The sequence below is a fragment of the Pseudomonas sp. GQ91 genome (assembly GCF_059758795.1).
In genome coordinates, this window is the sequence record NZ_JCAXED010000003.1 from 343,958 (window position 1) to 370,307 (window position 26,350).

The 26,350-nt window shown below is 60.5% G+C and carries 29 protein-coding genes; 18 read left to right on the forward strand and 11 right to left on the reverse strand.

The window, feature by feature from the left end; genetic code table 11:
* Positions 1–28: 28 nt before the first annotated feature.
* The gene (locus AC6CIA_RS06440) at positions 29–805 is read right to left on the reverse strand and encodes a transporter substrate-binding domain-containing protein (protein ID WP_498311141.1); all 777 of its coding nucleotides are present in this window, start codon (positions 803–805) and stop codon (positions 29–31) included.
* A gap of 386 nt (positions 806–1,191) precedes the next feature.
* On the opposite strand from AC6CIA_RS06440, the gene AC6CIA_RS06445 reads away from it, so the two are divergent.
* From AC6CIA_RS06445 to AC6CIA_RS06475, 7 genes are all read left to right on the forward strand, one after another.
* A complete protein-coding gene (locus AC6CIA_RS06445) occupies positions 1,192–2,565 on the forward strand; it encodes a glutamine synthetase family protein (protein ID WP_498311142.1) in 1,374 nt (457 codons plus the stop codon).
* Between the two features lie 106 nt (positions 2,566–2,671).
* Positions 2,672–3,352 (forward strand): class I SAM-dependent methyltransferase, encoded by a 681-nt coding sequence (locus tag AC6CIA_RS06450; RefSeq protein WP_498311143.1) that lies wholly within the window; start codon positions 2,672–2,674, stop codon positions 3,350–3,352.
* Between the two features lie 122 nt (positions 3,353–3,474).
* The gene (gene rnd, locus AC6CIA_RS06455; RefSeq protein WP_498311144.1) at positions 3,475–4,608 is read left to right on the forward strand and encodes a ribonuclease D; all 1,134 of its coding nucleotides are present in this window, start codon (positions 3,475–3,477) and stop codon (positions 4,606–4,608) included.
* A complete protein-coding gene (locus tag AC6CIA_RS06460) occupies positions 4,605–4,898 on the forward strand; it encodes a YcgL domain-containing protein (RefSeq protein WP_339529174.1) in 294 nt (97 codons plus the stop codon). Before rnd ends, AC6CIA_RS06460 begins: the two co-directional genes overlap by 4 nt.
* A gap of 119 nt (positions 4,899–5,017) precedes the next feature.
* On the forward strand, positions 5,018–5,950 hold the full coding sequence (locus AC6CIA_RS06465) for a D-2-hydroxyacid dehydrogenase (RefSeq protein WP_498311145.1): 933 nt from the start codon (positions 5,018–5,020) through the stop codon (positions 5,948–5,950).
* Between the two features lie 130 nt (positions 5,951–6,080).
* Entirely contained in the window at positions 6,081–6,530 is a 450-nt protein-coding gene (locus tag AC6CIA_RS06470) for a YcgN family cysteine cluster protein (RefSeq protein ID WP_084376874.1), read from the forward strand.
* 12 nt (positions 6,531–6,542) lie between these two features.
* On the forward strand, positions 6,543–7,781 hold the full coding sequence (locus AC6CIA_RS06475; protein WP_498311146.1) for a hypothetical protein: 1,239 nt from the start codon (positions 6,543–6,545) through the stop codon (positions 7,779–7,781).
* Positions 7,782–7,936: 155 nt separating this feature from the next.
* Here the strand turns inward: AC6CIA_RS06475 and AC6CIA_RS06480 are convergent, their stop codons facing one another.
* The 4 genes from AC6CIA_RS06480 to AC6CIA_RS06495 all read right to left on the reverse strand — a co-directional run bounded on the left by AC6CIA_RS06480 (position 7,937) and on the right by AC6CIA_RS06495 (position 10,087).
* Complete coding sequence (locus AC6CIA_RS06480) at positions 7,937–8,287, reverse strand: YgaP family membrane protein (protein WP_084376871.1); 351 nt, start codon at positions 8,285–8,287, stop codon at positions 7,937–7,939.
* A gap of 69 nt (positions 8,288–8,356) precedes the next feature.
* Positions 8,357–8,824 carry an RNA methyltransferase gene (locus AC6CIA_RS06485; protein WP_084376870.1) on the reverse strand — a complete coding sequence of 156 codons (468 nt, stop codon included), beginning with the start codon at positions 8,822–8,824 and terminating at the stop codon, positions 8,357–8,359.
* Positions 8,825–8,940: 116 nt separating this feature from the next.
* Complete coding sequence (locus AC6CIA_RS06490; RefSeq protein WP_084376869.1) at positions 8,941–9,315, reverse strand: YajD family HNH nuclease; 375 nt, start codon at positions 9,313–9,315, stop codon at positions 8,941–8,943.
* A gap of 85 nt (positions 9,316–9,400) precedes the next feature.
* Positions 9,401–10,087, reverse strand: a complete 687-nt coding sequence (locus AC6CIA_RS06495) for a spermidine synthase (protein ID WP_498311147.1) — start codon at positions 10,085–10,087, stop codon at positions 9,401–9,403.
* Between the two features lie 81 nt (positions 10,088–10,168).
* On the opposite strand from AC6CIA_RS06495, the gene AC6CIA_RS06500 reads away from it, so the two are divergent.
* On the forward strand, positions 10,169–10,459 hold the full coding sequence (locus tag AC6CIA_RS06500) for a hypothetical protein (RefSeq protein ID WP_498311148.1): 291 nt from the start codon (positions 10,169–10,171) through the stop codon (positions 10,457–10,459).
* On the opposite strand, the gene AC6CIA_RS06505 is transcribed toward AC6CIA_RS06500, so the two are convergent.
* A complete protein-coding gene (locus AC6CIA_RS06505) occupies positions 10,456–12,510 on the reverse strand; it encodes a S9 family peptidase (RefSeq protein WP_498311149.1) in 2,055 nt (684 codons plus the stop codon). The genes AC6CIA_RS06500 and AC6CIA_RS06505 overlap by 4 nt on opposite strands.
* A gap of 21 nt (positions 12,511–12,531) precedes the next feature.
* Here AC6CIA_RS06505 and AC6CIA_RS06510 point away from each other — a divergent pair, with 21 nt between their 5' ends.
* The 3 genes from AC6CIA_RS06510 to AC6CIA_RS06520 are packed head-to-tail and all read left to right on the forward strand — an operon-like array spanning position 12,532 to position 14,440.
* Positions 12,532–13,080 carry an MFS transporter gene (locus AC6CIA_RS06510; protein WP_339529180.1) on the forward strand — a complete coding sequence of 183 codons (549 nt, stop codon included), beginning with the start codon at positions 12,532–12,534 and terminating at the stop codon, positions 13,078–13,080.
* Positions 13,081–13,109: 29 nt separating this feature from the next.
* Complete coding sequence (locus AC6CIA_RS06515) at positions 13,110–13,886, forward strand: class II glutamine amidotransferase (RefSeq protein WP_084376864.1); 777 nt, start codon at positions 13,110–13,112, stop codon at positions 13,884–13,886.
* 11 nt (positions 13,887–13,897) lie between these two features.
* Complete coding sequence (locus tag AC6CIA_RS06520; RefSeq protein WP_498311150.1) at positions 13,898–14,440, forward strand: DUF2937 family protein; 543 nt, start codon at positions 13,898–13,900, stop codon at positions 14,438–14,440.
* Between the two features lie 107 nt (positions 14,441–14,547).
* Here the strand turns inward: AC6CIA_RS06520 and AC6CIA_RS06525 are convergent, their stop codons facing one another.
* The gene (locus AC6CIA_RS06525; RefSeq protein ID WP_498311151.1) at positions 14,548–15,477 is read right to left on the reverse strand and encodes a LysR family transcriptional regulator; all 930 of its coding nucleotides are present in this window, start codon (positions 15,475–15,477) and stop codon (positions 14,548–14,550) included.
* A 178-nt stretch (positions 15,478–15,655) separates the two neighbouring features.
* Between AC6CIA_RS06525 and AC6CIA_RS06530 the strand changes: the two genes are divergently transcribed.
* From AC6CIA_RS06530 to AC6CIA_RS06540, 3 genes are read left to right on the forward strand one after another with little or no spacing between them, the layout of a single operon-like run.
* Positions 15,656–16,399 carry a 5-oxoprolinase subunit PxpA gene (locus AC6CIA_RS06530; RefSeq protein WP_498311152.1) on the forward strand — a complete coding sequence of 248 codons (744 nt, stop codon included), beginning with the start codon at positions 15,656–15,658 and terminating at the stop codon, positions 16,397–16,399.
* Positions 16,396–17,100, forward strand: a complete 705-nt coding sequence (locus tag AC6CIA_RS06535; RefSeq protein ID WP_498311153.1) for a 5-oxoprolinase subunit B family protein — start codon at positions 16,396–16,398, stop codon at positions 17,098–17,100. The genes AC6CIA_RS06530 and AC6CIA_RS06535 overlap by 4 nt, the downstream gene beginning before the upstream one ends.
* Positions 17,097–18,020 (forward strand): 5-oxoprolinase subunit C family protein, encoded by a 924-nt coding sequence (locus AC6CIA_RS06540; RefSeq protein WP_498311154.1) that lies wholly within the window; start codon positions 17,097–17,099, stop codon positions 18,018–18,020. The genes AC6CIA_RS06535 and AC6CIA_RS06540 overlap by 4 nt, the downstream gene beginning before the upstream one ends.
* Before the next feature lie 136 nt (positions 18,021–18,156).
* On the opposite strand, the gene AC6CIA_RS06545 is transcribed toward AC6CIA_RS06540, so the two are convergent.
* From AC6CIA_RS06545 to AC6CIA_RS06555, 3 genes are all read right to left on the reverse strand, one after another.
* Complete coding sequence (locus AC6CIA_RS06545) at positions 18,157–19,335, reverse strand: vWA domain-containing protein (protein ID WP_498311155.1); 1,179 nt, start codon at positions 19,333–19,335, stop codon at positions 18,157–18,159.
* A gap of 10 nt (positions 19,336–19,345) precedes the next feature.
* Positions 19,346–20,191, reverse strand: coding sequence for an AAA family ATPase (locus tag AC6CIA_RS06550; protein WP_029292347.1), 846 nt, complete (start codon positions 20,189–20,191; stop codon positions 19,346–19,348).
* Positions 20,192–20,594: 403 nt separating this feature from the next.
* Entirely contained in the window at positions 20,595–21,671 is a 1,077-nt protein-coding gene (locus AC6CIA_RS06555; RefSeq protein WP_498311156.1) for a DUF748 domain-containing protein, read from the reverse strand.
* Positions 21,672–21,797: 126 nt separating this feature from the next.
* Here AC6CIA_RS06555 and cysK point away from each other — a divergent pair, with 126 nt between their 5' ends.
* The 4 genes from cysK (at position 21,798) to AC6CIA_RS06575 (ending at position 25,242) form a co-directional block, all read left to right on the forward strand.
* Positions 21,798–22,772: a cysteine synthase A gene (gene cysK, locus AC6CIA_RS06560; RefSeq protein WP_498311157.1), complete on the forward strand. Its 975-nt coding sequence runs from the start codon at positions 21,798–21,800 to the stop codon at positions 22,770–22,772.
* Between the two features lie 185 nt (positions 22,773–22,957).
* On the forward strand, positions 22,958–23,896 hold the full coding sequence (locus AC6CIA_RS06565; RefSeq protein WP_498311158.1) for an aspartyl/asparaginyl beta-hydroxylase domain-containing protein: 939 nt from the start codon (positions 22,958–22,960) through the stop codon (positions 23,894–23,896).
* Positions 23,897–24,121: 225 nt separating this feature from the next.
* Positions 24,122–24,286, forward strand: coding sequence for a hypothetical protein (locus AC6CIA_RS06570; RefSeq protein WP_498311159.1), 165 nt, complete (start codon positions 24,122–24,124; stop codon positions 24,284–24,286).
* 95 nt (positions 24,287–24,381) lie between these two features.
* Complete coding sequence (locus AC6CIA_RS06575) at positions 24,382–25,242, forward strand: DMT family transporter (RefSeq protein ID WP_498311160.1); 861 nt, start codon at positions 24,382–24,384, stop codon at positions 25,240–25,242.
* A 205-nt stretch (positions 25,243–25,447) separates the two neighbouring features.
* Here the strand turns inward: AC6CIA_RS06575 and AC6CIA_RS06580 are convergent, their stop codons facing one another.
* A complete protein-coding gene (locus AC6CIA_RS06580) occupies positions 25,448–26,344 on the reverse strand; it encodes a DMT family transporter (protein ID WP_498311161.1) in 897 nt (298 codons plus the stop codon).
* Positions 26,345–26,350: the final 6 nt, after the last annotated feature.

The window sequence follows — 26,350 nt, forward strand, 5'->3', positions numbered from 1 at the left end:
GGCGATTGGAACGGTTGGACCGAAGTGATCAAGGCGCCGCCAGCCATTGCTTGACGATAGCGTCGTAGGCCCCGGTGGCGGTACTCAAATGCAGCCATTGGTCGACGTAGCTTTTCCAGGCGACATCGTCCCGGGGCAGCATGAAGGCCTTTTCGCTGTACTGCATGTAGCGCTCGGGGTTCACCGCACACAGTCCCGGCTTGAGCTTCTGTTGATAGCGCGCCTCGCTGGCATCGGTGATCATCACGTCGGCCTTGCCCGCCAGCAACTCTTCGAAAATCGTCACGTTGTCCGGGAACAGCCGCAACTGCGCCTGGCCCAGATGCGCCCTGGCGAAGATTTCATTGGTGCCGCCCGCGGGTTCGATCACCCGGACCTGAGGCTGGTTGATCTGTTCGACCGTTTGATAGCGCTGGACATCGGCGCAGCGCACCAGGGGGATTTTGCCGTCGACGTTCATCGCCTGGCTGAAGAAGGCTTTTTTCTGCCGCTCAAGGGACACGGAGATGCCGCCGACGGCAATGTCACAGCGCTGGGCGAGGAAGTCCGGCATCAGGGTTTTCCAGGTGGTGGGCACCCACTTCACCTGTACGCCCAGGCTTTTGGCCAGGTCTTCGGCCATCGCGGTATCAATGCCTTCGTAACGGCCGTCCGCCCGCAAATAGGTATAGGGCTTGTAGTCGCCGGTGGTGCAGACCGTCATTTCACCGCGCTGGAGCACCTCGTCCAGGCGCGAAGCGGAAGTCTCTGCCAGGGCAGGCAATGCCAGGCCGGTCAGCAGGCACAGGGTCAAGGGAGCTTTCATCCAGGCGGTTCCTTGGGGCATGAGCGAAGCGCCCATAGTTCCAAATGTTTAGTCCGGGTACAACCAAACTCCGTCAAGACTGAATTGAACGCCTGCATCCGGCATGTGAGGCTGGCCAGTATCTTTTCACTGTGATCCCTGCATGGACGGTTGCCCCGAGATTCACCTAGAACCATCGCCTGGCGCCGTTGCGTCAAGCCGTTTGGTCTGTCGACGGAACCGTGCGGGGGCTTTGCCCTCGGAGTTGACCTTCTGGGCGCTGTGGCATTGCCGCCATGCGCGTCCCCCGGATAACGCTCCCCTACGTTGATTGCCCCGTGGATGCCCTGCGCATCTGACCGGCAGCGCCTGTGTGCCTGCCTGACGCGAACGTATGAGAGTTTTCCATGAGTACCGCCTTTGCCTCCCTGCACGAAGCCCAGACTTTTCTTGAACAGCACCCGGATATCGAGATGTTCGAGTTGTTCATCCTCGACGGCAACGGTGTCCCGCGTGGCAAGTTGCTGCACCGGGATGAATTGCTCGCGGTGTATGCAACGGGTCGACCGCTGCCCAGTACCATCCTCGGCTTGACCATTAATGGTGACGACGTGGAAAACACCGGGCTGGTCTGGGAGGTGGGCGATATCGATTGTCGAGCCTACCCGGTCAGCGGCAGTTTGCAGCGCATGCCGTGGCGGCTGATCCCGACCGCAGCGGTGCAGGTCAGCATGCATCCCGAAGAAGGCATGCCGGCCACCGTGGCCGATCCCCGACACTTGCTGGCCAACGTCATTGCAGGGCTCGAGGCCGACGGTTACTACCCGGTCATGGCGGCCGAGCTGGAGTTCTACCTGCTCGACCAGAAGCCCGACAGCCATGGCCGACCACAGCCGGCGCGGGATGTGGATGGCGGTCGCCCGCGCTCGACCCAGGTCTACGGCCTGCGGGAGCTGGAACAGATCGAACCGTTTCTCGCCGACCTGTACAGCGCCTGCAAGCTGCAAGGCATTCCTGCGCGCACGGCGATTTCCGAATACGCTCCGGGACAGGTGGAAATCACCCTGGAACATCGCCACGATGCCTTGCAAGCCATGGACGAAGCGGTGCGTTACAAGCGCCTGGTCAAGGGCGTGGCCCATAAACACGGGATGACCGCGTGCTTCATGGCCAAGCCCTTCGACGACCTGGCAGGCACCGGCATGCACATGCACGTCAGTCTGGCCGACGCCGAGGGCAACAATCTGTTTGCCAGCGAAGCGCCAGACGGTACGCCGCTGCTGCGCCAGGCGGTGGGCGGCATGCTCAGTACGTTGCTCGACACCCTGCTGATGTTCTGCCCCAACGCCAACTCTTACCGGCGTTTCCAGAGCAACAGCTACGCGCCGCTGGCAGCGACCTGGGGCGTCGACAATCGCACCGTCAGTCTGCGGGTGCCCGGTGGCCCGGCGCTTTCCCGACATATCGAACACCGGATCTGTGGGGCCGATGCCAACCCTTATCTGGCGGCGGCCGCGATTCTGGCGGGCATCCATCGTGGCATTCGCGAACGCCGCGATCCTGGGGCTCCGGTGGAGGGCAACGGGTATGCGCAGGCCACGGAGTTGCTGCCCAGCGACTGGTTGACCACGTTGCGTGCCCTCGAAGGCTCGGACTGGGCCCGCGAAGCCTTTGGCCCTGAATTCCTGAGGGTGTACCTGGCGGTCAAGCGTGCCGAATACCGCCAGTTCATGGGCGAGGTGGGTGAGCAGGACTGGCGCTGGTATCTGCATCAGGCTTGATCGGGCAGGGACGGACGGTGAGTGTTTCGACCTTTTTTTCACGCGGCGATGGGTAAGCTGGGTCTTCCAGGTCCATTTACACCGATTCATACACAAGAGTCTTGTGATGCCGTCACCCTCCCTATCCTCCATCGAGGCGGAATTCGCCGAGCGCTGTGACCGTGAGCACGCTCGGACGTGTGCTGACACACGTCCCTTGGGGTGGCTGCGGCGTCTGTGGTTGTGGCGTGATGAGCGCCTGGTGCGCCAGGCGCTGAAAGTGGCAGGCGAGCCGGGGCTGGTGTTGGACCTGGCGTGTGGACCAGGGCGTTTCTGGCCCGTGTTGGCTGAACACAGCAATCGGGTGATCCTGGCCTCGGACCTGTCCCAGGAGAGGCTGGACCACGCGCGGGTCCACCATGCTCCAGTGCTGCTACAGCGGGTCAAGACCTTCAAGGGCTCGGCGTTTTCCGTGGACCTGTCGGCGAATGCGGTGGACTGCATTTTTTGCCTGGAGTTGTTTCGGCATGTGCCTGTTGCCGAGGCTCGACGGGTGCTCCTGCAGGAGTTTCATCGGGTCAGCCGCGACACGGTGATTGTCTCGGTCAACAGTGATTCCTGTCAGCGCGCCGCCCGACAGCACAGCGCCTCCCGAGAGCCAGCCACTGCGCTGGCAGAGCCCCCGGTGACTTTCCGGGCGCAGGTGGAGGCCGAATTCAGGCAAGCCGGTTTCAACATTCTCAACCAGCAAGAGTTCCTGCCCGGTTCAACCTTGTGGCGGGTTTATGTGCTGCGTAAGAGAAGATAAATCGCATCTGTAGGTATATTCCTAGTCTTCTGTCGGAGTTTTCATGATTGCTGGCGTACTGCGGGTGCTCGAAAGTCCTTCCGGCGATATATACTGCGCGCCATTCTTCAAGGGAGAGCCGTGTGGCCATCGATATTCACTGGATCTGCGACAACGATAGCCTCGGCCAGCATTGCGCCGAATGGCAGCAGTTGCCATTCGTCGCCCTCGACACCGAATTCATGCGGGTCGATACCTTTTATCCCATCGCCGGGCTGATCCAGATCGGGGACGGTGTACGCGCTTATCTGATCGATCCCCTGACCATCGATAACTGGCAGCCCCTGGCCGCCTTGCTGGAAAACCCGGCGGTGATCAAGGTGGTCCATGCGTGCAGCGAAGACCTGGAAGTCTTGTTGCGCCTGACCGGTAGCCTGCCGGTGCCGTTGTTCGACACGCAACTGGCGGCGGCTTACCTGAACCTGGGCTTCTCCATGGGCTACTCACGCCTGGTGCACGCGGTACTCGATATCGAGTTGCCCAAGGGCGAGACCCGTTCGGACTGGCTGCAGCGACCCTTGTCCGAGACCCAAGTCAGCTATGCCGCCGAAGACGCCGTGCACCTGGCCGAAGTCTATATCCGGCTGCGCCCGCAACTGTCCGAGGATAAATACGCCTGGGTCCTGGAAGATGGCGCCGAACTGGTTGCCAACCTGCGCCGGGATGTCGACCCCTACGAGGTGTATCGCGACGCCAAGCTGGCCTGGAAACTGTCACGCGCGCAACTCGCTGTGTTGCGCGAACTGTGCGCCTGGCGCGAGCAGCAGGCCCGTGCCCGCGACCTGCCGCGCAACCGTATTGTGCGCGAACACGCGTTGTGGCCCCTGGCCAAATCCCAGCCGGATAATCTCGCCGCGCTGGGCAAAATCGAAGACATGCACCCGCGTACCGTGCGCCAGGACGGCGAGTTTCTGCTGGACCTGATCAAGCATGCCGCCAGTGTGCCCATGGATCAGTGGCCACCGGCCGTGCCTGAGCCGCTGCCGGTTGACGCCGCTGCGTTGATCAAGCAACTGCGCGCCCTTGGCCAGGCGTTCGCCGAGCGCCTGGACATGGCCCCGGAGCTGATGCTGCGCAAGAAAACCCTCGAAGCGCTGCTCAAGAGTGGCTACCCCGAGGGGCCTTACCAATTGCCTGACTCGCTGCGTGGCTGGCGCCGCGAGCTCATGGGCCAGGCGCTGCTGGACAGCCTGGCCACCGCCGGAGAACAGCCTTGAAACGTATTTGCTCCATTTATCGCAGCCTGAAAAAAAACGAGATGTACCTCTACGTGCTGAAAAGCGATGCCCTGGAGCGAGTCCCGGAAACCCTGCTGGCCGCGTTCGGCAAGCCTCACCACGCGTTTGACCTGGTCCTGAGCCCCGAACGCAAGCTGTCGCGCGAAGACATCGGCGTGGTCCTGGAGAACCTCGAAAAGCAGGGCTACCACCTGCAAATGCCGCCGGCCGAGGACGAGTACATCGAACACTTGCCCGAAGAGCTGCTGCGCCGTAATGACCCGATGTGATCGGTAAGTACACCGCGCGGTGTACGCTCATCAATGGAATCGAATGACCCAGCGGCCCCGAGACGTGCAGTGAATCTGCCACCGGCGGCCGCTCGTACTGTTTTTGAAAGGTTTGAACCATGCGCGTTCTGATTGCAGAACAGGACCACCCGCTGTATGCCCGACTGCTGCGCGAAGCAGCGCCGGATCTTGAAGTCTCGACCAGCGGAGACTCGGCCCAACTGTCGCGTCTGGCCGCCGATTGCCCGGTGTGGCTGGGCCAACCGGACCTGTTGGCGACCCTGCTGCGCCAAGGGCATCACCCCAAATGGCTGCAATCGACCTGGGCGGGCATTACGCCGCTGTTGGCTGAAGGCTTGCCCCGGGATTATCGACTGACGCGGGCCGTGGGCATTTATGGCCAGGTGATGGCCGAGTACGTGCTGACCTACATGCTCGGCCACGAGCGCGAGGTGCTGGCACGGCTGGTCAGCCAGGTCGAGCGCAAGTGGGACAACCGCTTGGGCCAGAGTCTCGCGGGACGCAAGGTGCTGATCGTCGGTACCGGCGATATCGGCCGCAGCGTGGCGCAGTTTCTGCTGCCGTTTGGCGTCGAGCTGTACGGTATCGCCAGTGAAGCCCGGGAACAGTCGCCCTTTGTCGAAGTGGCGGGGCTGGATCAACTGGGGCGGTTGGTCGCAGAGGTGGACTATGTGGTCAACCTGCTGCCCAACACGCCGGACACCCATGACTTGTACGATGCGGCACTGTTCAAGCAGTTCAAGCCGACCGGCCTGTTCATCAACGTCGGGCGTGGCGTGGCGGTGGTGGATGCTGATCTGGTGGAGGCCCTTAAAGAAGGGCATCTGGCCGGTGCGGTGATCGACGTGTGCCGGCAGGAGCCGTTGCCGCAGCGCCATCCGTTCTGGACTGCCTGGGGCTTGCTGCTGACCGGGCACAGCTCGGCGCCGACCTGTCCACGCATGATGGTGGCGTTGTTTGTCGACAACGTGCGGGCGTATCAGGCCAAGGCGCCGTTGCGTGGCGAAGTGAGTTTCGAGCGCGGTTACTGACAGCCGCGCCAGAGGGTTCCGGCCGAGCCGGTGCCAACGCTTGTCATACCGGCAGTCGCAAGCGCTTGGCCCCACGTGGCTTGGGCACTAGACTGGCGGCCTTCTCACAGTCCGATATTGATGTAGAACCATGGCCGCCAAAGTCGAACCTTTCTGGATACGTAAAACCCTTGAGCACCTCGACCAGGAGGAATGGGAGTCGCTGTGTGACGGTTGCGGCCTGTGCTGTTTGCAAAAGCTTGAAGACGAAGATGACAACGCGGTCTATTACACGCGTATCGCCTGCAAACTGCTGGACCTGAAGACCTGTCAGTGCACCGACTATCCTAATCGTCGAGACTCGGTGCCTGATTGCATCCAGCTCACACCGGGCCAGGCCGATCAGTTCAAGTGGCTGCCGCCCACGTGCGGTTATCGATTGGTCAGCGAGCGCAAGGACTTGCCGCTCTGGCATCACCTGGTCTGCGGGGATCGCGACGCCGTTCACCACGAACGTATTTCCCAATCCGGGCGCATGCTCAGCGAAGGCAGTGTGGCCGAGGACGATTGGGAGGATTACCTGATTTTCCGCGCGGGCTGAGAAGGAGAGCGTATGACGGTTGCACTCAAGCTGGCAGCGAGCCTGCTGTTGCTGGGGTTGAGCGCCTCGGCGTGGTCGGCGAAGAAAGTCGACCTCGATTATCACGTCAAGCTGTTGCCCGAGAGTGACCAGGCCGAAGTGCGCTTGAGCCTGTCCCGGGGCTCTGCCGTGCGCAGCCTGAACTTCGCGTTGGGCGACGATGGCGACTACAGCGATTTCAAGGCCGATGGCCTGTGGCAAATTTTGCCGGGAGCGGCTGACGGTGAACGTCGCGGCCTGTGGCAACCGAGCGCCGACAAGGCCAGCCTGACCTACCGCGTACGTTTGACTCAGGCGCGCAAGGCCGGCACCTATGAAACGCGCATCACCCCCGCTTGGGCGCTGTTTCGCGGTGACGACCTGGTGCCGTCGGCCCGCCTGGACCAGCAGGACGGTATCGAGCTGGTGTCGCGTCTGACTTTCGAGCTTCCCGCAGGCTGGAAAAGCGTCGAGACCTCCTGGCCGCGGATTGGCAAGAACAAATTTCGTATCGACAATGTGTCGCGGCTGTTCGACAGGCCCACTGGCTGGATGCTCGCCGGTAACCTGGGCAGCCGCCGAACGCGCCTGGGGGCCACCGACATCACTGTCGCCTCGCCCAAGGGCCAGGCCATGCGCCGCATGGACGTATTGACGCTCCTGACGTTCGTCTGGCCCCAGGTGCAGGCCGTGTTCCCCCGGCACCCGGCGAAGTTGCTGGTGGTCGGGGCCAGCGATCCGATGCGCCGAGGCGCATTCTTCGGATGGGATTCGATCTACCTCAACAGCCGCACGCCGCTGGTCAGCGAAAACGGCAGCAGTCCGTTGCTCCGTGAAGTGGTGCAAACCATTGGCCGCTTCAATGACCATCAAGGCAGCGACTGGATCAGCGAAGGGTTGGCGCAGTATTACGCCATCGAACTGTTGCGCCGTGCCGGGGGGATCAGCGACGAGCGTTATGCAGCGATTCAGACCTGGCTGACCAAGGAAGGCAAGGGCGTCAAGACCTTGCGCGGCGAGCAAGTGAACGCTGCCGCGGTGGCACGCTCGGTGGTATTGCTGCAGGACCTGGATCGAGAGATACGCCTTAAAACCCACAACAAGCGTTCGCTGGATGATTTGACCCAGGCGCTGATGCGCCTGGAGAGCATCAGCACTCAGGAGTTCGTGCAGATCGCCGAGAGCGTCATTGGCGAATCGTCAGACGTACTCGACAGTAAACTCCTGCGCTAAGCCCCAACCCATTGATTCATTAACGAACTGTAGGAGCGAGCTGGCTCGCGAAAAACCTCAACGATACCGCGCGTATTCTGGATAAACGCGGCGCCTTTGAGTTTTTCGCGAGCCAGCTCGCTCCTACAGTAATTGTCAGCTGTCGGGGCGGGGTTTCAGCCTACGGTCTTGGTGGCTTTTTCGGCGGCTACTTCGGCCTGGGTCTTGAGGTTTTTCAGCTCTTCCCCGGCGCGTTCGATCTTGGTCCGCACGGTATTCATTTCTTGACGGCTTTTGTCCAGCAGCGACTTGGCCGAGCAGTGGCCGCTGATGCCGCGGGCCAGGGCCGCGCCGCCGATCGCCACCTGGATCAAGCCGAAAAAGCCGCCCCGGCGAATGCCTTTACCCATCATCACCACGCCGCCGGCCAGCGAGCCGATGCGCTCCCAGCCTTGGACATTTTGCGTCGGTTGGGTCTGGAAGGGGGTGGATTGAATAACAGGTTTCAGGGTTTTGCTGTCGCTCATGATCTATCTCCAACGAAGGGCCATTGATATGCAGCTGACTGCAGGCGAGCGCCGGATGTTCCCGGAAAATCAGTACTTGGGACCCGAACGGGTGTTGTTGCCCTTGGCCAGGCGGTCATAGAGCACCACGTTGACGGTTGCCGCGAGGTTCATGCAGCCGGTGGTCGGGATGTACACGACGTCTTCACACCAGTCACGAATTTCCTTGTCCAGCGAGCCGTCTTCCGGACCGAAGATATACAGTGCACGGTCCGGATGCGTGTATTCCGGGAGCGGGCGGGCACCGTCGACCAGCTCGACCGCGACCGGAATACAACCAAGAGGCAGGATCTTTTTCAAGTCATCGATGCCGATCAGCGGAATGTCGTGGTGGACCTTCTTGGTGTCGGTAATAAAATCCCGGGCCCGCTCATACCGTTTACCGGTGTAAAACACCGAAGCCACGCCATAGCAGCCGGCGGCGCGCATGACCGAGCCGACGTTTTCGGGGGATTTGGGGTTGTACAGGCCGATACAGCTGTAGCGTTTATTGCCCACGGGGAAGCCTTAAAAAGGCAGCATTATAGCAACAAGCTTTGAGCGATAAGCTTCAAGCTGCAAGTGAAAAGCAGAGCGGCTTTTTCTTGTCGCTTGAGGCTTGCAGCTTCCCACTTTCAATCCTCCTTCTTCATCAACCCGGCCAACGCCGCAAACGGGTTGTGCGTGGCCTTGGCAATCGTCGGGCTGCTGGTGGAACCGTCGCCGAAGTATTGCTGGTCGGTGTAGCGCGAGTGTTCGTTGTCGTGGCAGTACAGGCACAGCAATTCCCAATTCGAGCCGTCCTGGGGATTGTCGTCATGGTTGTGATTGCGGTGATGCACCGTCAGTTCGCTCAAGCGCTTGCCGGCAAACTCGCGGGCGCAACGACCACACACGTGGGGGTACATTTTCAAGGCTTTGTCGCGATAGCCCATTTCCCGGTCGCGCTGGGCATCGGCGAGGATGCGGTCCAGCTTGGCGGTGTGGGAGGGCGGGTTGGTCGAACTCATCATGGCGCCTGTTGTAGGGGATAAATCACGGGTTGCATTGATTCTAGCTGCTCACCGGCTAATTGGGCAGTCGTTGCCGGTCACTTCAGCCCTTGAGCTTCTCGGCGATCCAGATGGTGTGCCGGGTGCCTTTGTTGCCATGGGCGAACACCTGCACTTCTTCGGCCTTGAAACCGGCCTTGCGCAGTTTATCGCTGAACAAGCGGTCGGCGCTGGCCGACCAGACCGCCAGTACGCCCTTGGGCCGCAGGGCCTTGGCGCAGGCACTCAGGCCTGCCGCCGAATACAGCCAGCTGTTGGCCTTTTGCGTGAGACCTTCGGGGCCATTGTCGACGTCCAGCATGATTGCATCAAAGCCTTGTGGCTCGGCTTGCAATACCTTGGCCACGTCTTCCATGCGGATCACGGTGCGCGGGTCGAGCAAGGGCCGCCCGGATTTTTCACCCAATGGGCCGCGATTCCACTCCACCACGCCAGGCACCAGTTCAGCGACCACCACTTCGGCGCCCTTGCCCAGGTGTTTGAGCGCCGACGCCAGGGTAAAGCCCATGCCCAGGCCGCCAATCAACACCCGTGAACCCGGCCGACCCGCCACTTTGCGACAGGGAATCTCCGCCAGCGCGTCTTCGGAACCGTGCATGCGGGTGTTCATCAGCTGTCCACCGTCACCGCCCTGGATCTTGATGACAAAATCCTCGCCGTATTCGAACAGGCACAAGGCACCGCCGTTGCCAGGAATCGGGGTGGTGTCCAGCAGAACAAAACGTTTCATTGAAATCTCATTGGGAAGGGCATTCTTGTGCAGTTGGGAGTAGCCTGAGGACTGGTTTACAGTCAGGCCATGGAGCCATCGATGAAGTGCAGCATTCTAGCGGTCATTGCATGCGGCGTGCTCACCCTGAGTGTCGCGCATGCTCAAGTGTTGCAACCCGTGCCAAATACACCTGCGTCCACCACGGGCGCGCCGGGTACCGCAACCCCGACACCTTATCCGCAAGTCACGCCGCCTACTGTGCCCAGGGCGCAAGGCGGCGGAGTGCCGTTGCTGCCGCCGATTGAAATGCCCAAGCCGCCCAAGGACCAGCCGCTGCCTGGCCTGCACCAAAGCGACAGCAAGCCGAAGACATCCGGTGAAGGGGTTTAAGCCAGGCCCAGCGCCTTGAATACAAATCCATATTCGAGCGCTACATCGCGTAATCCCTGGTAACGACCGCTCATGCCGCCATGGCCGGCACCCAGTTCGGTCTTGAGCAGCAACAGGTTGTTATCGGTTTTGCTGGCGCGCAACTTGGCCACCCATTTGGCGGCTTCCCAGTATTGCACGCGGCTGTCGTTATACCCGGCGATCACCAGTGTCGCCGGGTAGGCCTGGGCGCTGACGTTTTCGTAGGGCGCGTAGGCCTTGATCCGTGCATACACCTCGGGCTCCTGTGGATTGCCCCACTCGTCGTACTCGGTGACGGTCAGTGGCAGGTCCGGGTCGAGCATGGTGTTGAGCACATCGACGAACGGTACTTCGGCAATCGCCGCTTGAAACAGCTCCGGGCGCTGGTTGAGTACCGCACCGATCAACAACCCGCCGGCGCTGCCGCCGCTGATGACCAGTTGCCTGGAGGTGGTCAGGCCTTCGCCGATCAGGTGCTCGGCGCAGGCGATGAAGTCGCTGAAGGTGTTTTGCTTGTGTTCCTGCTTGCCGGCGCGATACCAGGCCTCGCCTAATTCGCCGCCGCCGCGCACATGCGCAATCGCGAAGGCCACGCCACGCTCCAGCAGGCTCAGGCGCGCATGGGAAAACCACGGGTCGAGGCTCGAGCCGTAGGCGCCGTAGCCGTACAGGTAAAGCGGCGTTGCCTGACCCAATTGGTCGCGTTTGACCACCAGGCTGATCGGCACCTGGGTGCCGTCGGCGGAGGTTGCCCACAGCCGCTGGCTGACATAGTCATCGGCATTGAAGGCGCCGAGTACCGGGGTTTCCTTGAGCACCTGTTGCGCGCCACTGGCCAGTTCCAGCTGGCGTATCTGGGCGGGGCGGTTCAAGGCTTCATAGCGCAGACGGATCTTGTCGCTCGGAAACTCCAGGCTGTTCTGTACGTAGAGACTGTAGGCAGCGTCAGGCAATTCCACACGGTAGGCGGCAACGCCCTGCGGATGTACCTCGATTACCGGTAGCCCGCCGATGCGCAGGCTCAAGGTCATGGCGCTGGCGTTCAGGCTGACGCCGTCGAGCATCACTTCATCGCTGTGGGGGATCAGGTTCCGCCAGTCGCCCTGTGTCGGTACGCTGCCGGTGTCGGTGGTCACGTACAGCGCGTAGTTGATGCCGTCGCGGTTGCTGCGGATAAACCAGGTCCACTCGCCGTCGAGCTTACCGTGGTCGACATCATATTCATGGTCTTCCATCCGTGGCGCCAGGCAGGTGAAAGCCTGCTCCGGCTGGTCGGCGTCCAGGGCCCAGACTTCGCTGGTGGTCTTGCTGCCCAGGGACAGCAGCAACTGGCGTTCGGAACTTGAACGGTAGCAATGCATGAAGAAACGTCCGTCGGGCTCATGGAACACTTCCTCGGCCGCCGTACCGTCCAGGCGATAGCGATACAGTTTGTATGGGCGATGGGTGTCGTCCAACTCACCGAAAAACAGCGTCAGGCTGTCGTTGGCCCAGGTCATGCTGCCGTCGCAGTTTTCAAACGCCAGTTCGCTGACCTTGCCGCTGGCCAATTCCTTCACGTACAGGGTGTAAATCTCTTCGCCGCTGGTGTCCAGGCTGTAGGCCAGGCGCCGATGGTCGGGGCTGATGCTGAAGGCGCCAAGCGAGAAAAAGCCGCCGTTGGCCAGTACGTTGGGGTCTAGCAGCAATTCCTCTGCGCTTTCATCGATCTGCTGGCTGTCATCGACCGGACGTGGGCAACGGTAATGACGGGCGTACTCGTCACCGGCGGTGGTGCGGGTGTAATACAGGTAAGGCCCCCAAGGGGAAGGCAAGGACAGATCGGTTTCAAGGATACGGCCCTTGATCTCTTGAAACAGCTTTTCGCGCAGGTCTTGCTGGTCCCCAAGCTGTGCTTCTTGCCAGGCATTTTCAGCCTTGAGGTAATCCAGCACTTCAACGCTGTCGCGCTCCTGCAGCCAGGCATACGGGTCTGGCCCCGTGGCCTGGCGGGCAATCGGGGCGGCATTGACGTGGGTCGATGGAGGCATGGATCACTCTCTGTCTGGCGGATGGCCGACGGCATTGCAGCCGTGACACTGAAAAGCCGTTATCATAGCCGTCTGTTTGCCTACCTTGCCATGGACACCATGACCGAGAACGACTATCTGACCGCTTGGGGCCTTTATGCCTTTGCCGCTTTGGGCTGCCTGTTGGTGTGGTTTCGCCTGACCCGCTGGATGTGGCGCTGGTTGCGCGAGCCGCTGCGGTTGCTGATGGCGGTGTTGTTGTTGAGCCCGACCATCGTCGACCCGGTAAAGGAGCAATTTGCCCCCGCCGTCGCCATCACCGCCATGGACATGTTGCTCAAGGTCGGGAACAACGCCTGGCGTGCCGTTTCCGATTTATTCATGTACGCGATGATCGTCTTCGGCCTGTACCTGGTGTTTGTGCTGATCCGCTGGCCGATCGAACGTGCCGCCAAGGCTCGCCGTGAGCAAAAAGCCGCCGCCGCCGCCCAGATGGCGGCCGAACCGGCCGATGACGAGCCCTTCGCAGACGAGCGTTATGGTCGTCCGGCAGCTTCCGTCAGCAGTATGCGGGTCGAACCGCGTCTATAACCTCGTCCGCCCTGCATCGAGAGTTTGGCATGTGTGAATTATTGGGCATGAGTGCCAACGTACCGACCGATATCGTCTTCAGCTTTACCGGCCTGATGCAGCGCGGCGGACGTACCGGTCCGCACCGCGACGGCTGGGGTATCGCTTTCTATGAGGGCCGCGGCCTGCGCCTGTTTCAGGACCCGGCCGCGAGCAGCGAATCGGAAGTCGCGCTGCTGGTGCAGCGTTATCCCATCAAAAGTGAAGTGGTGATTGGCCATATCCGCCAGGCCAACGTCGGTAAGGTGTGCCTGTCCAACACTCACCCGTTCGTTCGCGAGCTGTGGGGGCGTAACTGGTGTTTTGCGCACAACGGTCAATTGGCCGACTTCAACCCCCAGGCGACTTTTTACCGGCCGGTGGGCGATACCGATAGCGAAGCAGCCTTCTGTGACCTGCTTAACCGCGTCCGCGAGGCTTTCCCGGAGCCGGTGGAGATTGAACAGGTGCTCCCGGAGCTGATCGCGGCCTGCAGCGAATTCCGCAGCAAAGGCGTGTTCAACTGCCTGCTCAGCGACGGCGATTGGCTGTTTTGCTATTGCTCGACCAAACTTGCACAGATCACCCGTCGTGCGCCGTTTGGTCCGGCGCGCTTGAAAGATGTCGACGTGATCGTCGATTTTCAGGCGGAAACCACCCCCAATGACGTGGTGACGGTGATTGCCACCGAACCCTTGACCGAAAACGAAACCTGGACCCGCTACGTACCGGGCCAGTGGAGCCTGTGGCGACGCGGTGAATGCGTCAGCCAGGGCACGACCGAATAAGGACGTCGATTATGTTGCTCAGCTATCTGCGCCTGGTGCTGTTTGCCATGGGTTTGTTGGTCGGCTTGCAAGTGCCGGGGTTTGTCAGCGATTACGCCAAGCGTGTCGAAGCGCATCTGATTGAAGCGCAGACCGGCCTGCGTGGTTTTGAAAGCACCGCGCAACAGTTCTTCAAGGGCGACTTGCAGGCCTTGGTGGCCCATTACCGTGCCAGCGATGACCCGGTATTTCGCAGCGATGCCAACAGTCTCGGTACGTTGCTTGATCGCCAGGTGGCGTTGGACAAGCAGTACCAGGCCATGCAAGGGCCGTGGTATATCCGCGTGCTGCAGGTTGCGGTGGCGGCCGACCCGGATATTCGCCGGGAAACCTGGGAAGGCTACAGTTACCAGATTCTCCTGACCCCCGAAGCCATGGGGTGGGGGTTGGGCGGGGCGATGCTGCTGTCGTTCGGCCTGGAATGCCTGTTCCGTCTGATCGATTGGGTGGTGCTGGGCGGCAAGCGCCTGCGCCAGAGCCGGCCGATCGAAGAGCGCGACCTCAAGGGCCTGTAAGGCATAGGTAGGGCTTGTGTGGGCGCGGGCTCGCTCGCGATAGCATCACCTCGGGGTATCTGATCGATCGCAGCGCCTGCATCGCGAGCAAGCCCGCCCCCACAGGTTTAATCGGGCTTTTTGGGTTGGCTGAGCACCATGCGCTCTTTACCCACGTCCTCGGCATAGCGCGCCACTACGCTCTGGCACAACGCAACAATCTCCTCCACCAACTCCACGCCAACCCGCCACGACACCACCACCTGCAGGTTCGGCAAGCGTTGTGCCATGGGCAGCATCACCAACTCGCCCCGTGCCAGTTCCTCGCTGACCAATACCGGTGGCAGTGCGCCGATGCCAAACCCGTCGCGCAACAAGCGGGTAATCGCCGAGACCGAGTTCACGCAGTTCATGCGTGGGGCCGGCACGCCGTGGGCCTGCATCAGGCTCAGTACGTCCTGATGCGGATGGGAGTTCTTCGAGTAGGTAATGATGCGTTCCTGAGCCAGGTCGGCGAGGGACGCGTAGTCACGGTTGTAGATCGAATGGCTGGCGACAATCCAGCCCATGGGATGACTGGCCAGTTCCAGGCTGCGCACGGTTTCCTGGCGCATCAGGTCGGTTTGCAGGATCAGATCGAGGAAGCCTTTTTGTAACTGGTCGCAGAGGTTCAGCGCGGTATCGGCGACCAGCTCGATTTCCACCAAAGGGAAATGATCCATCAGTTCAGTCACCAGCGGACTGAGCCACGTGTGGATCACCGTATCCATCGCGCCGATACGGATCCGTCCGACTTTGCTGCTGGTGGTTTCCAATGATTGCTTGAGCCCCTGCAACGTGTTCATCATCTGCTCGGCATACTCGAGCACCTTCACGCCGTCCGGGGTCAGGCTCACGCCTCGGGAATCACGCAGGAACAGCTTCACTCCCAACTCGCCTTCCAGTACTGCGATGCGGCTGGAAATCGAGGCCTGGGTGGTGAACAGCTTCTCCGCGGTGAGGCGAAAACTCTTGAGGCGGGCTACCCAGACGAAGGTTTCGAGGAACTTCAAATTCATGGAATCAACTTTTTCTTATGCATGGATCGGTTTTTATTAGTTGGACGCAACGGCGACTGCGCGCCAAAAATCGAGCTGTCCCACGATAAGCGTCGTCGGGGCCGGCGACAACAGCGTTGCGAGATCTTGGCAAAAGATCCCACACTACAAAAAAATAAAGCCTACAGGAGTCTTCACCGTGAGCCGCCTGCTTCTGAATTGCGACATCGGCGAGAGTTTTGGCCACTGGACCTTGGGTCTGGATGCCGACGTCATGCCCTTCATTGACTGCGCCAATGTCGCCTGCGGCTTCCATGCCGGCGACCCGAGCATCATGCGCAAAACCGTCAGCCTGGCGTTGCAGCATGGCGTGCAAGTCGGCGCGCACCCGGCGTATCAAGACCTGGCGGGGTTCGGTCGGCGTTCCATGGCTTATGCGCCCCAGGAACTGCAGGACCTGTTGCACTACCAGATCGGCGCCCTCGACGGTATTTGCCGGGCCCAGGGGACGCGGGTCAGCTACGTCAAACCCCATGGCGCGATGTACAACGACATGATGGCCAACCCTGCACAGCTGCGTGCGGTGATCCAGGCGGTGGCCGCCTACGACAAAAGCTTGCCGTTGATGCTGATGGCGACCCGCGACAACCGCGCGGCGCAAGCGCTGGGCGAGGAGTTCGGCGTGACGCTGTGGTTCGAAGCCTTTGCCGATCGCGCTTATGACAGCGCCGGGCATCTGTTGTCGCGGCAACTGCCGGGCGCGGTGCATCACGATCCAGACAGCATCCTCCAGCAAGCCCTGACCATCGCCCGTGGTGAACCGCTCATCGCCAGCGATGGCAGCGCGTTGCTGCTACAGGCAGACACCCTGTGTGTACATGGTGATAACGCCAGTTCGGTGGCGGCCGTGCGCCGTATCCGCGAGGCGTTGAAGAGCCAATGAAACCCCGGATTGAAGTGGTGGCTATCGACAGCCTGATGGTGCGTCTGTTTGAGGTGATCGCTGAAGACAACATGCCCTGGATGCTCGCCGCGACGTGTCGCTTGCGTGACGGTTTCGGCGCGGCGCTGGTGGATCTTGTGCCGTCCTACACGACCTTGATGGTGCATTACGACCTGACGGTGCTGGACCCGGGCCAGGCTCGGCAACTGATCGCCGAGGCGCTCGACGGGCTGCAGCCTGAAGCCCAGGGCAGCGGGCAATGCCATGTGCTGCCGGTGTGGTATGACCTGAGCGTCGGCCCCGAGTTGGAGTTGCTGGCTCGGCGCAGCGGTCTTGCAGTGAGCGAGGTGATTCGTCGTCACAGCCAGCATCACTATCAGGTGTTCGCCCTCGGCTTTGCTCCCGGGTTTGCTTTTATGGGGTTGGTGGAAGCCACCCTGGCCACGCCTCGTCTGAATACCCCGCGTAAACGCGTGGCTGCCGGCAGCGTCGGGATTGCCGAGCGACAAACGGCTGCTTATCCACTGGAGTCGCCTGGTGGCTGGAACCTGATTGGCCGCACCCCGGCCAAGTTGTTCGACCGTGAACGTGACGGCTACAGCCTGATGCAGCCAGGCGACAGCGTGCGTTTCGAGGCCATCGACCACGCCGAGTTCATCCACCTGGGCGGCGATGATTCGCCGCTGGAGGCCCAGGTATGAGCCGCTTGCTGATCGAGGCCAGTACGCCGCTGTGCCTGTTGCAGGATGCCGGACGTTTTGGGGTCAGGCATTTGGGCGTAACCCAGGGCGGTGCCCTGGATTGGGTCTCGATGTCCTGGGCCAATCGATTGCTGGGTAATCCACTGGATGCGCCGGTGGTGGAAATCACCCTGGGCGGTTTCACTGTCCAGGCCGAAGACTATTGCATATTGGGGTTGGCCGGTGCCGATCTGGGCGCCTATATCGACGAACGCGCCATCAGCCCCGGGCGCAGTTTCATTCTGCAAAAGGGCCAGCGCTTGCGTTTCACCCGGCCGTTCAGTGGCGCGCGGGCCTATCTGGCAGCCCCGGGCGGTTTTGATGCGCCCAAGGTGCTGGGCAGTTGCGCCAGCGTCGGCCGCGAGGCGTTGGGCGGGCTGGACGGTTGGGGGCGGGCATTGGCCGAAGGGGCGAGTCTGGCGTATTCAGGTTCGGCCAGCGGCGTGTGCGAATTGCCCGTCGAGCGCTTGTTGACTCTGCGGGCCGAGGCCTCACTGGAGGTGATTCTCGGGGCTCAGATCGGCCAATTCAGCGGGCAGAGCGTGTTTGATGCGTTCAACACCGAGTGGACGCTGGACAGCCGCGCCGACCGCATGGGCATGCGCTTGCTGGGGACGCCGTTGCAGTATCAAGGGCCGTCGTTGATTTCTGAAGGTATTCCGCTGGGGGCGATCCAGGTCCCGCCGGATGGGCAGCCGATTGTATTGCTCAACGATCGGCAGACCATCGGCGGTTATCCGCGGTTGGGGGCGGTGACGCCGTTGTCGCTGGCGCGCTTGGCGCAGTGTCTGCCGGGGGAGAAGGTGAGGCTGGTGCCGGTGCTGCAGGAAACGGCGCATCGTCAGCACCTCAAATATTTGCAGCGCTTTACGACGTTCTAGAGAACACGGCAAGACCAATGTGGGAGCGGGCTTGCTCGCGATAGCGGTGGGTCAGTCATTGTTGCACTGACTGATATACCGCTATCGCGAGCAAGCCCGCTCCCACATTTGAATCTGCATTCAGGCAGCAGATGATTTATTTGGAAAGAAAGCGCATGCCTTCTTCCAATCCGCGCAAGGTCAGCGGATACATCTGGTCCTCGATCAGGTCCCGTACGATATTGGTCGACGAGGTGTAGTCCCACGTATCTTTTGGATACGGATTAATCCAGATCAACTTCTTGTACTTCTCCATGAAACGCTGCATCCACACATACCCGGGCTCCTCGTTCCAGTGCTCGACACTGCCACCCGCCTGGGTGATTTCATACGGTGCCATCGCCGCGTCGCCGATGAAGATCACTTTGTAGTCGGCGCCGTACTTGTGCAGCAAATCCTGGGTCGAGGTGCGTTCGGAGGTGCGGCGCAGGTTGTTCTTCCACACCGACTCATAAATGAAGTTGTGAAAGTAAAAGTACTCCAAGTGTTTGAATTCGGTCTTGCAGGCCGAAAACAGTTCCTCGCAGATCTTCACATGGGCATCCATCGAGCCGCCGATGTCGAACAGCAACAGCAGCTTGACTGTGTTGCGCCGTTCCGGGCGCATCTGGATATTCAGCAGGCCGGCGTCGCGGGCGGTGTGGTCGATGGTGCCATCAATGTCCAGCTCTTCCGCCGCGCCCTGGCGCGCAAACTTGCGCAGGCGGCGCAGGGCCACTTTGATATTGCGCGTGCCGAGTTCGACCGAATCGTCGAGGTTCTTGTACTCGCGCTGGTCCCAGACCTTGACCGCCTTGCCCTGGCGCTTGCCGGCATCCCCCACGCGAATGCCTTCGGGGTTGAAACCGCCGGAGCCGAACGGGCTGGTGCCCCCGGTGCCGATCCACTTGTTGCCGCCGGCGTGGCGCTCCTTCTGTTCTTCCAGACGTTTCTTGAACGCTTCGATCAGTTCGTCCAGGCCGCCGAGGGACTGGATCTGCGCCCGCTCTTCATCACTCAACGAGCGCTCGAACTCCTTGCGCAGCCAGTCTTCGGGAATCAGCGCCTGCAAATGATCGTCGAGTTTTTCCAAGCCCTTGAAATACGCACCGAATGCCCGGTCGAACTTGTCGAAATGGCGCTCGTCCTTCACCAGAATCGCCCGGGACAAGTAGTAAAACTCATCCATGTCGGCGAAGGTCACCCGTTGTTTCAGGGCGTTGATCAAGTCCAGCAGTTCGCGCACCGAGACCGGCACCTTGGCTGCACGCATTTCGTTGAACAGGTTGAGCAGCATGGCAAGGCCCTTATCGAGTGCCGCGACGGCTCATGAACGCCAGGCGTTCAAGCAGTTGCACATCCTGTTCGTTCTTCACCAGGGCGCCGGCCAGCGGCGGGATGGCCTTGGTCGGATCACGCTCGCGCAGCACCGCTTCGCCGATGTTGTCGGCCATCAGCAGCTTGAGCCAGTCGACCAGTTCGGAGGTGGAGGGTTTTTTCTTCAGGCCCGGTACCTTGCGCACGTCGAAAAACACGTCGAGTGCTTCGCTGACCAAGTCTTTCTTGATGTCGGGGTAATGCACATCGACGATTTTCTGCAGGGTAGTGCGGTCGGGGAAGGCGATGTAATGGAAGAAGCAGCGGCGCAGGAACGCATCCGGCAATTCTTTCTCGTTGTTGGAGGTAATGATGATGATCGGGCGTTTCTTGGCCTTGATGGTCTCGTCGATTTCGTAGACGTAGAACTCCATCTTGTCGAGTTCTTGCAGCAGGTCGTTGGGGAACTCGATATCGGCCTTGTCGATTTCATCAATCAACAGGATCACCCGTTCCTCGGACTCGAACGCTTCCCAGAGCTTGCCTTTCTTCAGGTAGTTGCGCACATCGTGGACCTTGTCCACGCCCAACTGCGAATCGCGCAGGCGGCTGACCGCATCGTATTCGTACAAACCCTGGTGAGCCTTGGTGGTGGACTTGATATGCCAGGTGATCAATCTGGCACCGAAGGATTCGGCCAGTTGCTCTGCGAGCATGGTCTTGCCCGTGCCCGGTTCGCCCTTGACCAGCAACGGGCGCTCCAGGGTGATGGCGGCGTTGACGGCCAGTTTCAGGTCATCAGTGGCAACGTAGGCCTGGGTGCCTTCGAACTTCATCGGTTATTCCTCGAAATCAGCAATGCCCGACTATACCGCGTGGCCTCGGCGACTGTGAACGCAGACGGGTTATTCAGTCTCTGAATGGCCGGTCACGCCTAACTGTGCTGGCAACGCTGTTCATTTAAGAAATTCGCGTGCCAAACACTATGCAGTGGAGAGGGGGCTTGCCTGTGGCGAGGGGGCTTGTCCCCCGTTGGGCTGCGCAGCAGCCCCAAAAACCAGCCGCTGAGGACTGCCTGATACGCCGCATTCTTCTTTAATTGGGGCTGCTGCGCAGCCCAACGGGGGACAAGCCCCCTCGCCACAGGACAAGCCCCTCGCCACAGACAGGTCCCATCAAGCCCTATCGCAGCCAAGCCTCGCCACACTGGTTCAGCCTTGCTTGACCAGGATTGCCTTTTCACTCCGCGCTGGGCTTGGGCTGTTCATAACGGGCATTGAACGCCTGAATGAAACCATTGCGTAAAATCTGCAAAAACGCCTGGAACGCGCTGATATCTTGCTGATGCACGCTGCCACTCAATTCCACGCGGGTGGCAAACTGGTTTTTACTCTGGTTTTTCAGCAGCGTTTCGCCGGCGCCCACCACCGCCTCCCAGATCGAGCGGAAAATCCCCTTGTCCTTGTCTTCCACGTCCTGCTGCCAGTCGAATACCTCGACGTCGCGCAACAACGGCTTGATGTAGCCAGTGAGCTGCGCATTCTCGGCCTGGGCTTCGATCACTACATCGCCGGTACCGGCTTTGAAGTCGAATTTGCCGTAGGCCGCGGCGAAGTCATTCATGCGCTTGAGCTGGATGTCGCGGGCGCGCAAGCGGAAGTCGAAGTCTTCGAAATCGCTCAGCGGGTCGAAGGTGGCGCGGGCTTCGAGCGGTGCATGCCCGAGCAGCAGGGCTTTACCCTCGAAACGGGCATCACGCTTGCCTTCGACATCCACCACGTTTGTCAGGTTGTAGAGACTGGCGTTGACGTCGCTGGCGCTGATATTGACCGGGGGTTTTGAGCTGAAGTTACGGAAGGTGATTTTTCCGTCATTGATGCGTACTTCGTTGAGGGTGATGGGGAAGAGCTTGGCCAGCTGTTCGCGCCAATCGGTGCCCCGACCCGTCTGGGAAGCCTGCTTATTGGCGCCGCCGTCGACGAAATTCACTTCAGGCTTGATGAATTGCACCTCGGCCACGACCGCGTGGTCGTACCACAACGAATGCCAGCTCACGGCCAGGTCGATCTCCGGCGCGTCGACGAACGGCACTGGCACCTTGCCGTCGACCTTGACGATCTGCAGACCGTTGATCCGATAGGCTCCGCGCCACAGGGCCAGGTCTACATCGGCGATCTGGCCCCGGTAGTCGCCCATGTCGGCGAGTTTTTCATTCAAGTAGTCGCGCACCAGATAGGGTAGGGCGATGTTCAGTACGACAAGGAAGACCACTAGCCCGGCGACGGTCACTAGCGGCCAACTGTAGCGACGTTTCATAAGTGTCTCCTCCCAGCGTGTAGGCGATTGACTCTCCAAGTGGCCTCAACGTTCCAGTGACTAGACGCCTTGAAGTCCGAGGCATACCCTTGTTGCCTTCTTGAACGCCGCCTTAAGGATCCCGCCATGAGCCGCATTTTTGCAGACAACGCGCACTCCATCGGTAACACGCCCCTGGTTCAGATCAACCGTATTGCCCCACGTGGCGTGACCATCCTGGCCAAGATCGAGGGGCGTAATCCGGGCTACTCGGTGAAGTGCCGGATTGGCGCGAACATGATCTGGGACGCTGAAAGCAGCGGCAAACTCAAGTCCGGCATGACCATTGTCGAACCCACTTCGGGTAACACCGGCATCGGCCTGGCGTTTGTCGCCGCCGCCCGAGGCTACAGGTTGATGCTGACCATGCCTGCATCCATGAGCCTGGAGCGGCGCAAGGTCCTCAAGGCCCTGGGGGCGGAGCTGGTACTGACCGAGCCGGCCAAGGGGATGAAGGGGGCGATCGAAAAGGCCGCTGAAATCCTCGCCAGCGATCCGACCAAGTACTTCATGCCGGCGCAGTTCGACAACCCGGCCAACCCGGCGATCCATGAAAAGACCACCGGCCCGGAAATCTGGAACGACACCGATGGCGCGGTGGATGTGCTGGTGGCGGGTGTCGGCACCGGTGGCACCCTTACGGGCGTGTCGCGCTATATCAAGAATACTCAGGGCAAACCGATTCTCTCGGTGGCGGTGGAGCCCATCAGTTCACCCGTGATTACCCAGGCGTTGGCCGGCGAGGAAATCAAGCCAAGCCCGCACAAGATCCAGGGCATCGGCGCCGGTTTTGTGCCGAAGAACCTCGACCTGTCGATGGTGGACCGGGTGGAGTTGGTCAGCGATGAGGAATCCAAGGCGATGGCGCTGCGCCTGATGCAGGAAGAGGGGATTCTTTGCGGTATCTCCTGCGGCGCGGCGATGGCCGTGGCGGTGCGCCTGGCACAGAAGCCGGAAATGCAGGGCAAGACCATTGTCGTGGTGCTGCCGGATTCCGGCGAACGCTATTTGTCGAGCATGTTGTTCAGTGATTTGTTTACCGACCAGGAAAACCAGGCTTGACGCAAATCAGCGCGATGGCGCGTGGCCTATGCATAATTGGCCCGCCCTCGCGCTGGATTAAAACTGATTGTTGGATGGCGCGGGTTTTTCCCAAGGCTATGAATGTTTATGATGGCCGGCTGCTACGTCTGGTTTCCCATTGATGGGAAGTGACTGTCCAGACGCCCATTTTCAGGAGTTGTTGCATGAACTTTTCTTTGGCCGCCAAGCTGTCGGTGTTGTTGCTGTTTATCGGCAGCACGCTCTACGTGCATTTGCGCGGCAAGGCACGTTTGCCGGTATTGCGTCAGTTCGTCAATCATTCGGCGCTGTTCGCCCCGTATAACGCGCTGATGTATCTTTTCTCCGGCGTGCCGTCCAAACCCTACCTGGACCGCAGCAAGTTTCCCGAGCTGGATGTACTCAAGGACAATTGGGAAGTGATTCGCGACGAGGCCATGCACTTGTTCGACGAAGGTTATATCCGCGCCGCCGAGAAGAACAATGATGCCGGTTTCGGCTCATTCTTCAAAAAAGGCTGGAAGCGTTTTTACCTGAAGTGGTACGACAAACCTTTACCTTCGGCCGAACAGCTGTGTCCGAAAACCGTGGCGCTGGTCAGCAGTATCCCCAACGTCAAGGGCGCGATGTTCGCGCTGTTGCCCGGTGGCAGCCATCTCAACCCGCACCGTGACCCCTTTGCCGGTTCCCTGCGCTACCACTTGGGTTTGTCGACGCCTAACTCTGACGATTGCCGGATCTTTGTCGACGGTCAGGTCTACGCCTGGCGCGACGGTGAAGACGTGATGTTCGATGAAACCTACGTGCACTGGGTAAAAAACGAGACCGAGAAAACCCGGGTGATTCTGTTCTGCGATATTGAGCGGCCACTGAGCAACCCCTTGATGACCCGTATCAACCGGTGGGTCAGTGCCCAGTTGGGACGTGCAACCGCTCCGCAAAACCTGGATGACGAGCGCGTTGGCGGAATCAATCAGGCCTATGCCTGGAGCAAGCGTTTCAGCGACAGCTTCAGCGGCGTGGTCAAACAGTGGAAGCGCAAGCACCCGAAAGCCTATCGCATCATGCGACCGGTACTCGCGGTGCTGGTGTTGGTGCTGTTGTGGAAATGGTTGTTTGGCTGAGGTGCCCGCCCGTTCCGAAAAACCGCTCGCTGAGCGGTTTTTTTTATGCCACCGATGACTTTTTCTCTTGAGGTCAAGTGGCGGGTGTTTCAGCGCCGGGTACTTAGCCACTCGCTGTCCCTACGGGACTTCTGGCAAAACCATTGCAGATCATGTCGCCGGCTGGTTATAGTCTGCGAAAGGTGTTTCACGACACCTTTCTCCTCCCTTCAAAAAGATCAGCCCATGCCAGCTTCCCAGCGCATAGCGGTAGTCGATTCAGCGGTCAACGCTGGCGTCGTGCCGTGCGCGGATCAGCAGCCTGTGCAGATCAGTCATTACCCCCCACCTGTCAGTAGCACGCCGGTGTACGCAGTCGTATCACCGCCGGGTGTCGGCATTCCGGGCTGAACAGCTGATTGCTGTTTCCCTGTGCCCGCCTGAACGAAATCTACTGAATTTCAGCTTCGGCTGAGTTGGCTTTTGCCTGATTACAGGTGGTAATCATGTCTGTTATTTCAAAACAATCCGTGGCCGCGGCGGCCTCGACGAGCCTGTTTGTGTTGCTGTGGAGCAGCGGGGCGATTTTCTCCAAGTTGGGCCTGGCCCATGCTTCACCCTTTGCTTTTCTGCTGATCCGTTTTGCCATTGCCCTGGCCGGCCTGGTGATTCTGGTGCCTGTCCTCAAGCTCAAATTGCCGCGTCCGGGCAAACCGATGCGCTATGCCATCGCTACCGGCCTGGTGCTGTTGGGGGCGTATCAGATTTTCTATCTGTTGGCGCTCGACCTGAAGGTGACTCCCGGGGTCATGGCGACCATCATGGGCGTACAACCGATCCTCACGGTGGTGCTGGTGGAGCGCCGGCGGTCCTGGCGCCGAATGTCTGGCCTGCTCCTGGGGTTGGCCGGCTTGATCATGGTGGTCTATCAGGGCATCGGCTTGTCGAGCATGTCGCTGGCCGGGATGCTCTTCGGTTTGCTGGCGCTGGCAAGCATGACTTTGGGCTCGATCATGCAGAAACGCATTAGCGAAAACCCGTTGGGCACACTGCCCGTGCAATACCTTGCGGGCTTGTTGCTGTGTTCGGTGTTTGTGCCGTTCCAGCCATTCCATATCGAGCACAGCGCGGGTTTTTACCTGCCGGTTTTGTGGATGGGGCTGGTGGTGTCGCTGCTGGCGACGCTGTTGCTATATCGCCTGATCGCCCGCGGCAATCTGGTGAACGTCACCAGTCTGTTTTATCTGGTGCCGGCGGTGACGGCGGTGATGGACTACCTGATCTTTGGCAATCGCCTGGCGATGCTGAGCGTGGCGGGGATGGGGTTGATCATCGTCGGTTTGATGTTCGTATTCCGTAAAAACTGATGGGGCATAGGGGCCTACGCAGAAACTGACGAATTTCCTTGTGGCGAGCGGGCTTGCCCCGCGTTGGGCTGCGGAGCAGCCCAAAACCAGCCACTCCGGAATATCTGAGGCAGTGCATTCGGCTTACTGGGGCTGCTTCGCAACCCAACGCGGGGCACGCCCGCTCGCCACAACAGCCCATCTGCCTGGATTTAAGCACCTATGCCTACAGGGCTTTTGCCAGTTTCCCCGGCCGCAGTACCAACCACAAAGCCCCCGCGATCAACATCCCGCCATACAGGTGCGCCATGGACAGTGGCTCATCCAGCAGCAGCGCGCCCCACAACACGCCGAATGGCGGAATCAGGAAGGTGACTGCCATCGACTTCACCGGTCCGATCGACGTCAGCAAACGGAAGTACAAGATGTAGGCCAGCGCCGTACACAGCAGCCCCAGGCCCAGCAGCGACAACCATACGTTCCAGCCACCCCAACTGGCGGGTGGCTGGCTGATCGCGCTCCAGCCGAACCACGGCAACAGGAACAAGGTGGCGCCCAGCATGCTGCCCAACGCTGACAGGCGGCTGTCGAGTCCGCCTTGTTGGTCGAGCCAACGCCTGGCGAGGAATCCGGCAAAGCCGTAGCAAGTGGTGGCCAGCAGGCAGGCGAGGGCACCCATCAGCAGTTCCAGGTCGAATGCCACCGGCCCGGCGCGGGTCAGGATGCCGACACCGAACAATCCCAGGCAGACGCCGGCAACCTTTGACGAACTCAGCCGCTCATGGAAAAACAGCCCGCCGATCAACACCCCCATCAAGGGGGTGGTGGCATTGAAGATCGCCGAGTAACCCGCCGGCAGCACCTGGGCCGCGACCGAATACAGGGTGGCGGGAATCCCCGAGTTGATGACTCCCAGTAGCAAAATGGTTTTGAACTTGCCCTGAAAATCCCAGCTTACGCGCAGCATGGCCAGGATCGCCAAAAGTCCAGCGGCGGCAATCGATACCCGGAAAAACGCGGTAGGAAGCGTGCCGATTTCCGGCGCGATAATTCGCATAAACAAAAAGCTCGCGCCCCAGATGGCGGCCAATGCCACCAGGTACAGCGTGTCGACAGGTCTCACGGGCAA

Coding starts and splice junctions, on each gene's coding strand:
- AC6CIA_RS06440 (WP_498311141.1), bottom strand. CDS start 805: ATGAAAGCTCCCTTGACCCTGTGCCTGCTGACCGGCCTGGCATTGCCT.
- AC6CIA_RS06445 (WP_498311142.1), top strand. CDS start 1,192: ATGAGTACCGCCTTTGCCTCCCTGCACGAAGCCCAGACTTTTCTTGAA.
- AC6CIA_RS06450 (WP_498311143.1), top strand. CDS start 2,672: ATGCCGTCACCCTCCCTATCCTCCATCGAGGCGGAATTCGCCGAGCGC.
- AC6CIA_RS06465 (WP_498311145.1), top strand. CDS start 5,018: ATGCGCGTTCTGATTGCAGAACAGGACCACCCGCTGTATGCCCGACTG.
- AC6CIA_RS06470 (WP_084376874.1), top strand. CDS start 6,081: ATGGCCGCCAAAGTCGAACCTTTCTGGATACGTAAAACCCTTGAGCAC.
- AC6CIA_RS06475 (WP_498311146.1), top strand. CDS start 6,543: ATGACGGTTGCACTCAAGCTGGCAGCGAGCCTGCTGTTGCTGGGGTTG.
- AC6CIA_RS06480 (WP_084376871.1), bottom strand. CDS start 8,287: ATGAGCGACAGCAAAACCCTGAAACCTGTTATTCAATCCACCCCCTTC.
- AC6CIA_RS06490 (WP_084376869.1), bottom strand. CDS start 9,315: ATGAGTTCGACCAACCCGCCCTCCCACACCGCCAAGCTGGACCGCATC.
- AC6CIA_RS06495 (WP_498311147.1), bottom strand. CDS start 10,087: ATGAAACGTTTTGTTCTGCTGGACACCACCCCGATTCCTGGCAACGGC.
- AC6CIA_RS06500 (WP_498311148.1), top strand. CDS start 10,169: ATGAAGTGCAGCATTCTAGCGGTCATTGCATGCGGCGTGCTCACCCTG.
- AC6CIA_RS06505 (WP_498311149.1), bottom strand. CDS start 12,510: ATGCCTCCATCGACCCACGTCAATGCCGCCCCGATTGCCCGCCAGGCC.
- AC6CIA_RS06510 (WP_339529180.1), top strand. CDS start 12,532: ATGGCCGACGGCATTGCAGCCGTGACACTGAAAAGCCGTTATCATAGC.
- AC6CIA_RS06515 (WP_084376864.1), top strand. CDS start 13,110: ATGTGTGAATTATTGGGCATGAGTGCCAACGTACCGACCGATATCGTC.
- AC6CIA_RS06520 (WP_498311150.1), top strand. CDS start 13,898: ATGTTGCTCAGCTATCTGCGCCTGGTGCTGTTTGCCATGGGTTTGTTG.
- AC6CIA_RS06525 (WP_498311151.1), bottom strand. CDS start 15,477: ATGAATTTGAAGTTCCTCGAAACCTTCGTCTGGGTAGCCCGCCTCAAG.
- AC6CIA_RS06535 (WP_498311153.1), top strand. CDS start 16,396: ATGAAACCCCGGATTGAAGTGGTGGCTATCGACAGCCTGATGGTGCGT.
- AC6CIA_RS06540 (WP_498311154.1), top strand. CDS start 17,097: ATGAGCCGCTTGCTGATCGAGGCCAGTACGCCGCTGTGCCTGTTGCAG.
- AC6CIA_RS06545 (WP_498311155.1), bottom strand. CDS start 19,335: ATGCTGCTCAACCTGTTCAACGAAATGCGTGCAGCCAAGGTGCCGGTC.
- AC6CIA_RS06550 (WP_029292347.1), bottom strand. CDS start 20,191: ATGAAGTTCGAAGGCACCCAGGCCTACGTTGCCACTGATGACCTGAAA.
- AC6CIA_RS06555 (WP_498311156.1), bottom strand. CDS start 21,671: ATGAAACGTCGCTACAGTTGGCCGCTAGTGACCGTCGCCGGGCTAGTG.
- cysK (WP_498311157.1), top strand. CDS start 21,798: ATGAGCCGCATTTTTGCAGACAACGCGCACTCCATCGGTAACACGCCC.
- AC6CIA_RS06565 (WP_498311158.1), top strand. CDS start 22,958: ATGAACTTTTCTTTGGCCGCCAAGCTGTCGGTGTTGTTGCTGTTTATC.
- AC6CIA_RS06570 (WP_498311159.1), top strand. CDS start 24,122: ATGCCAGCTTCCCAGCGCATAGCGGTAGTCGATTCAGCGGTCAACGCT.
- AC6CIA_RS06575 (WP_498311160.1), top strand. CDS start 24,382: ATGTCTGTTATTTCAAAACAATCCGTGGCCGCGGCGGCCTCGACGAGC.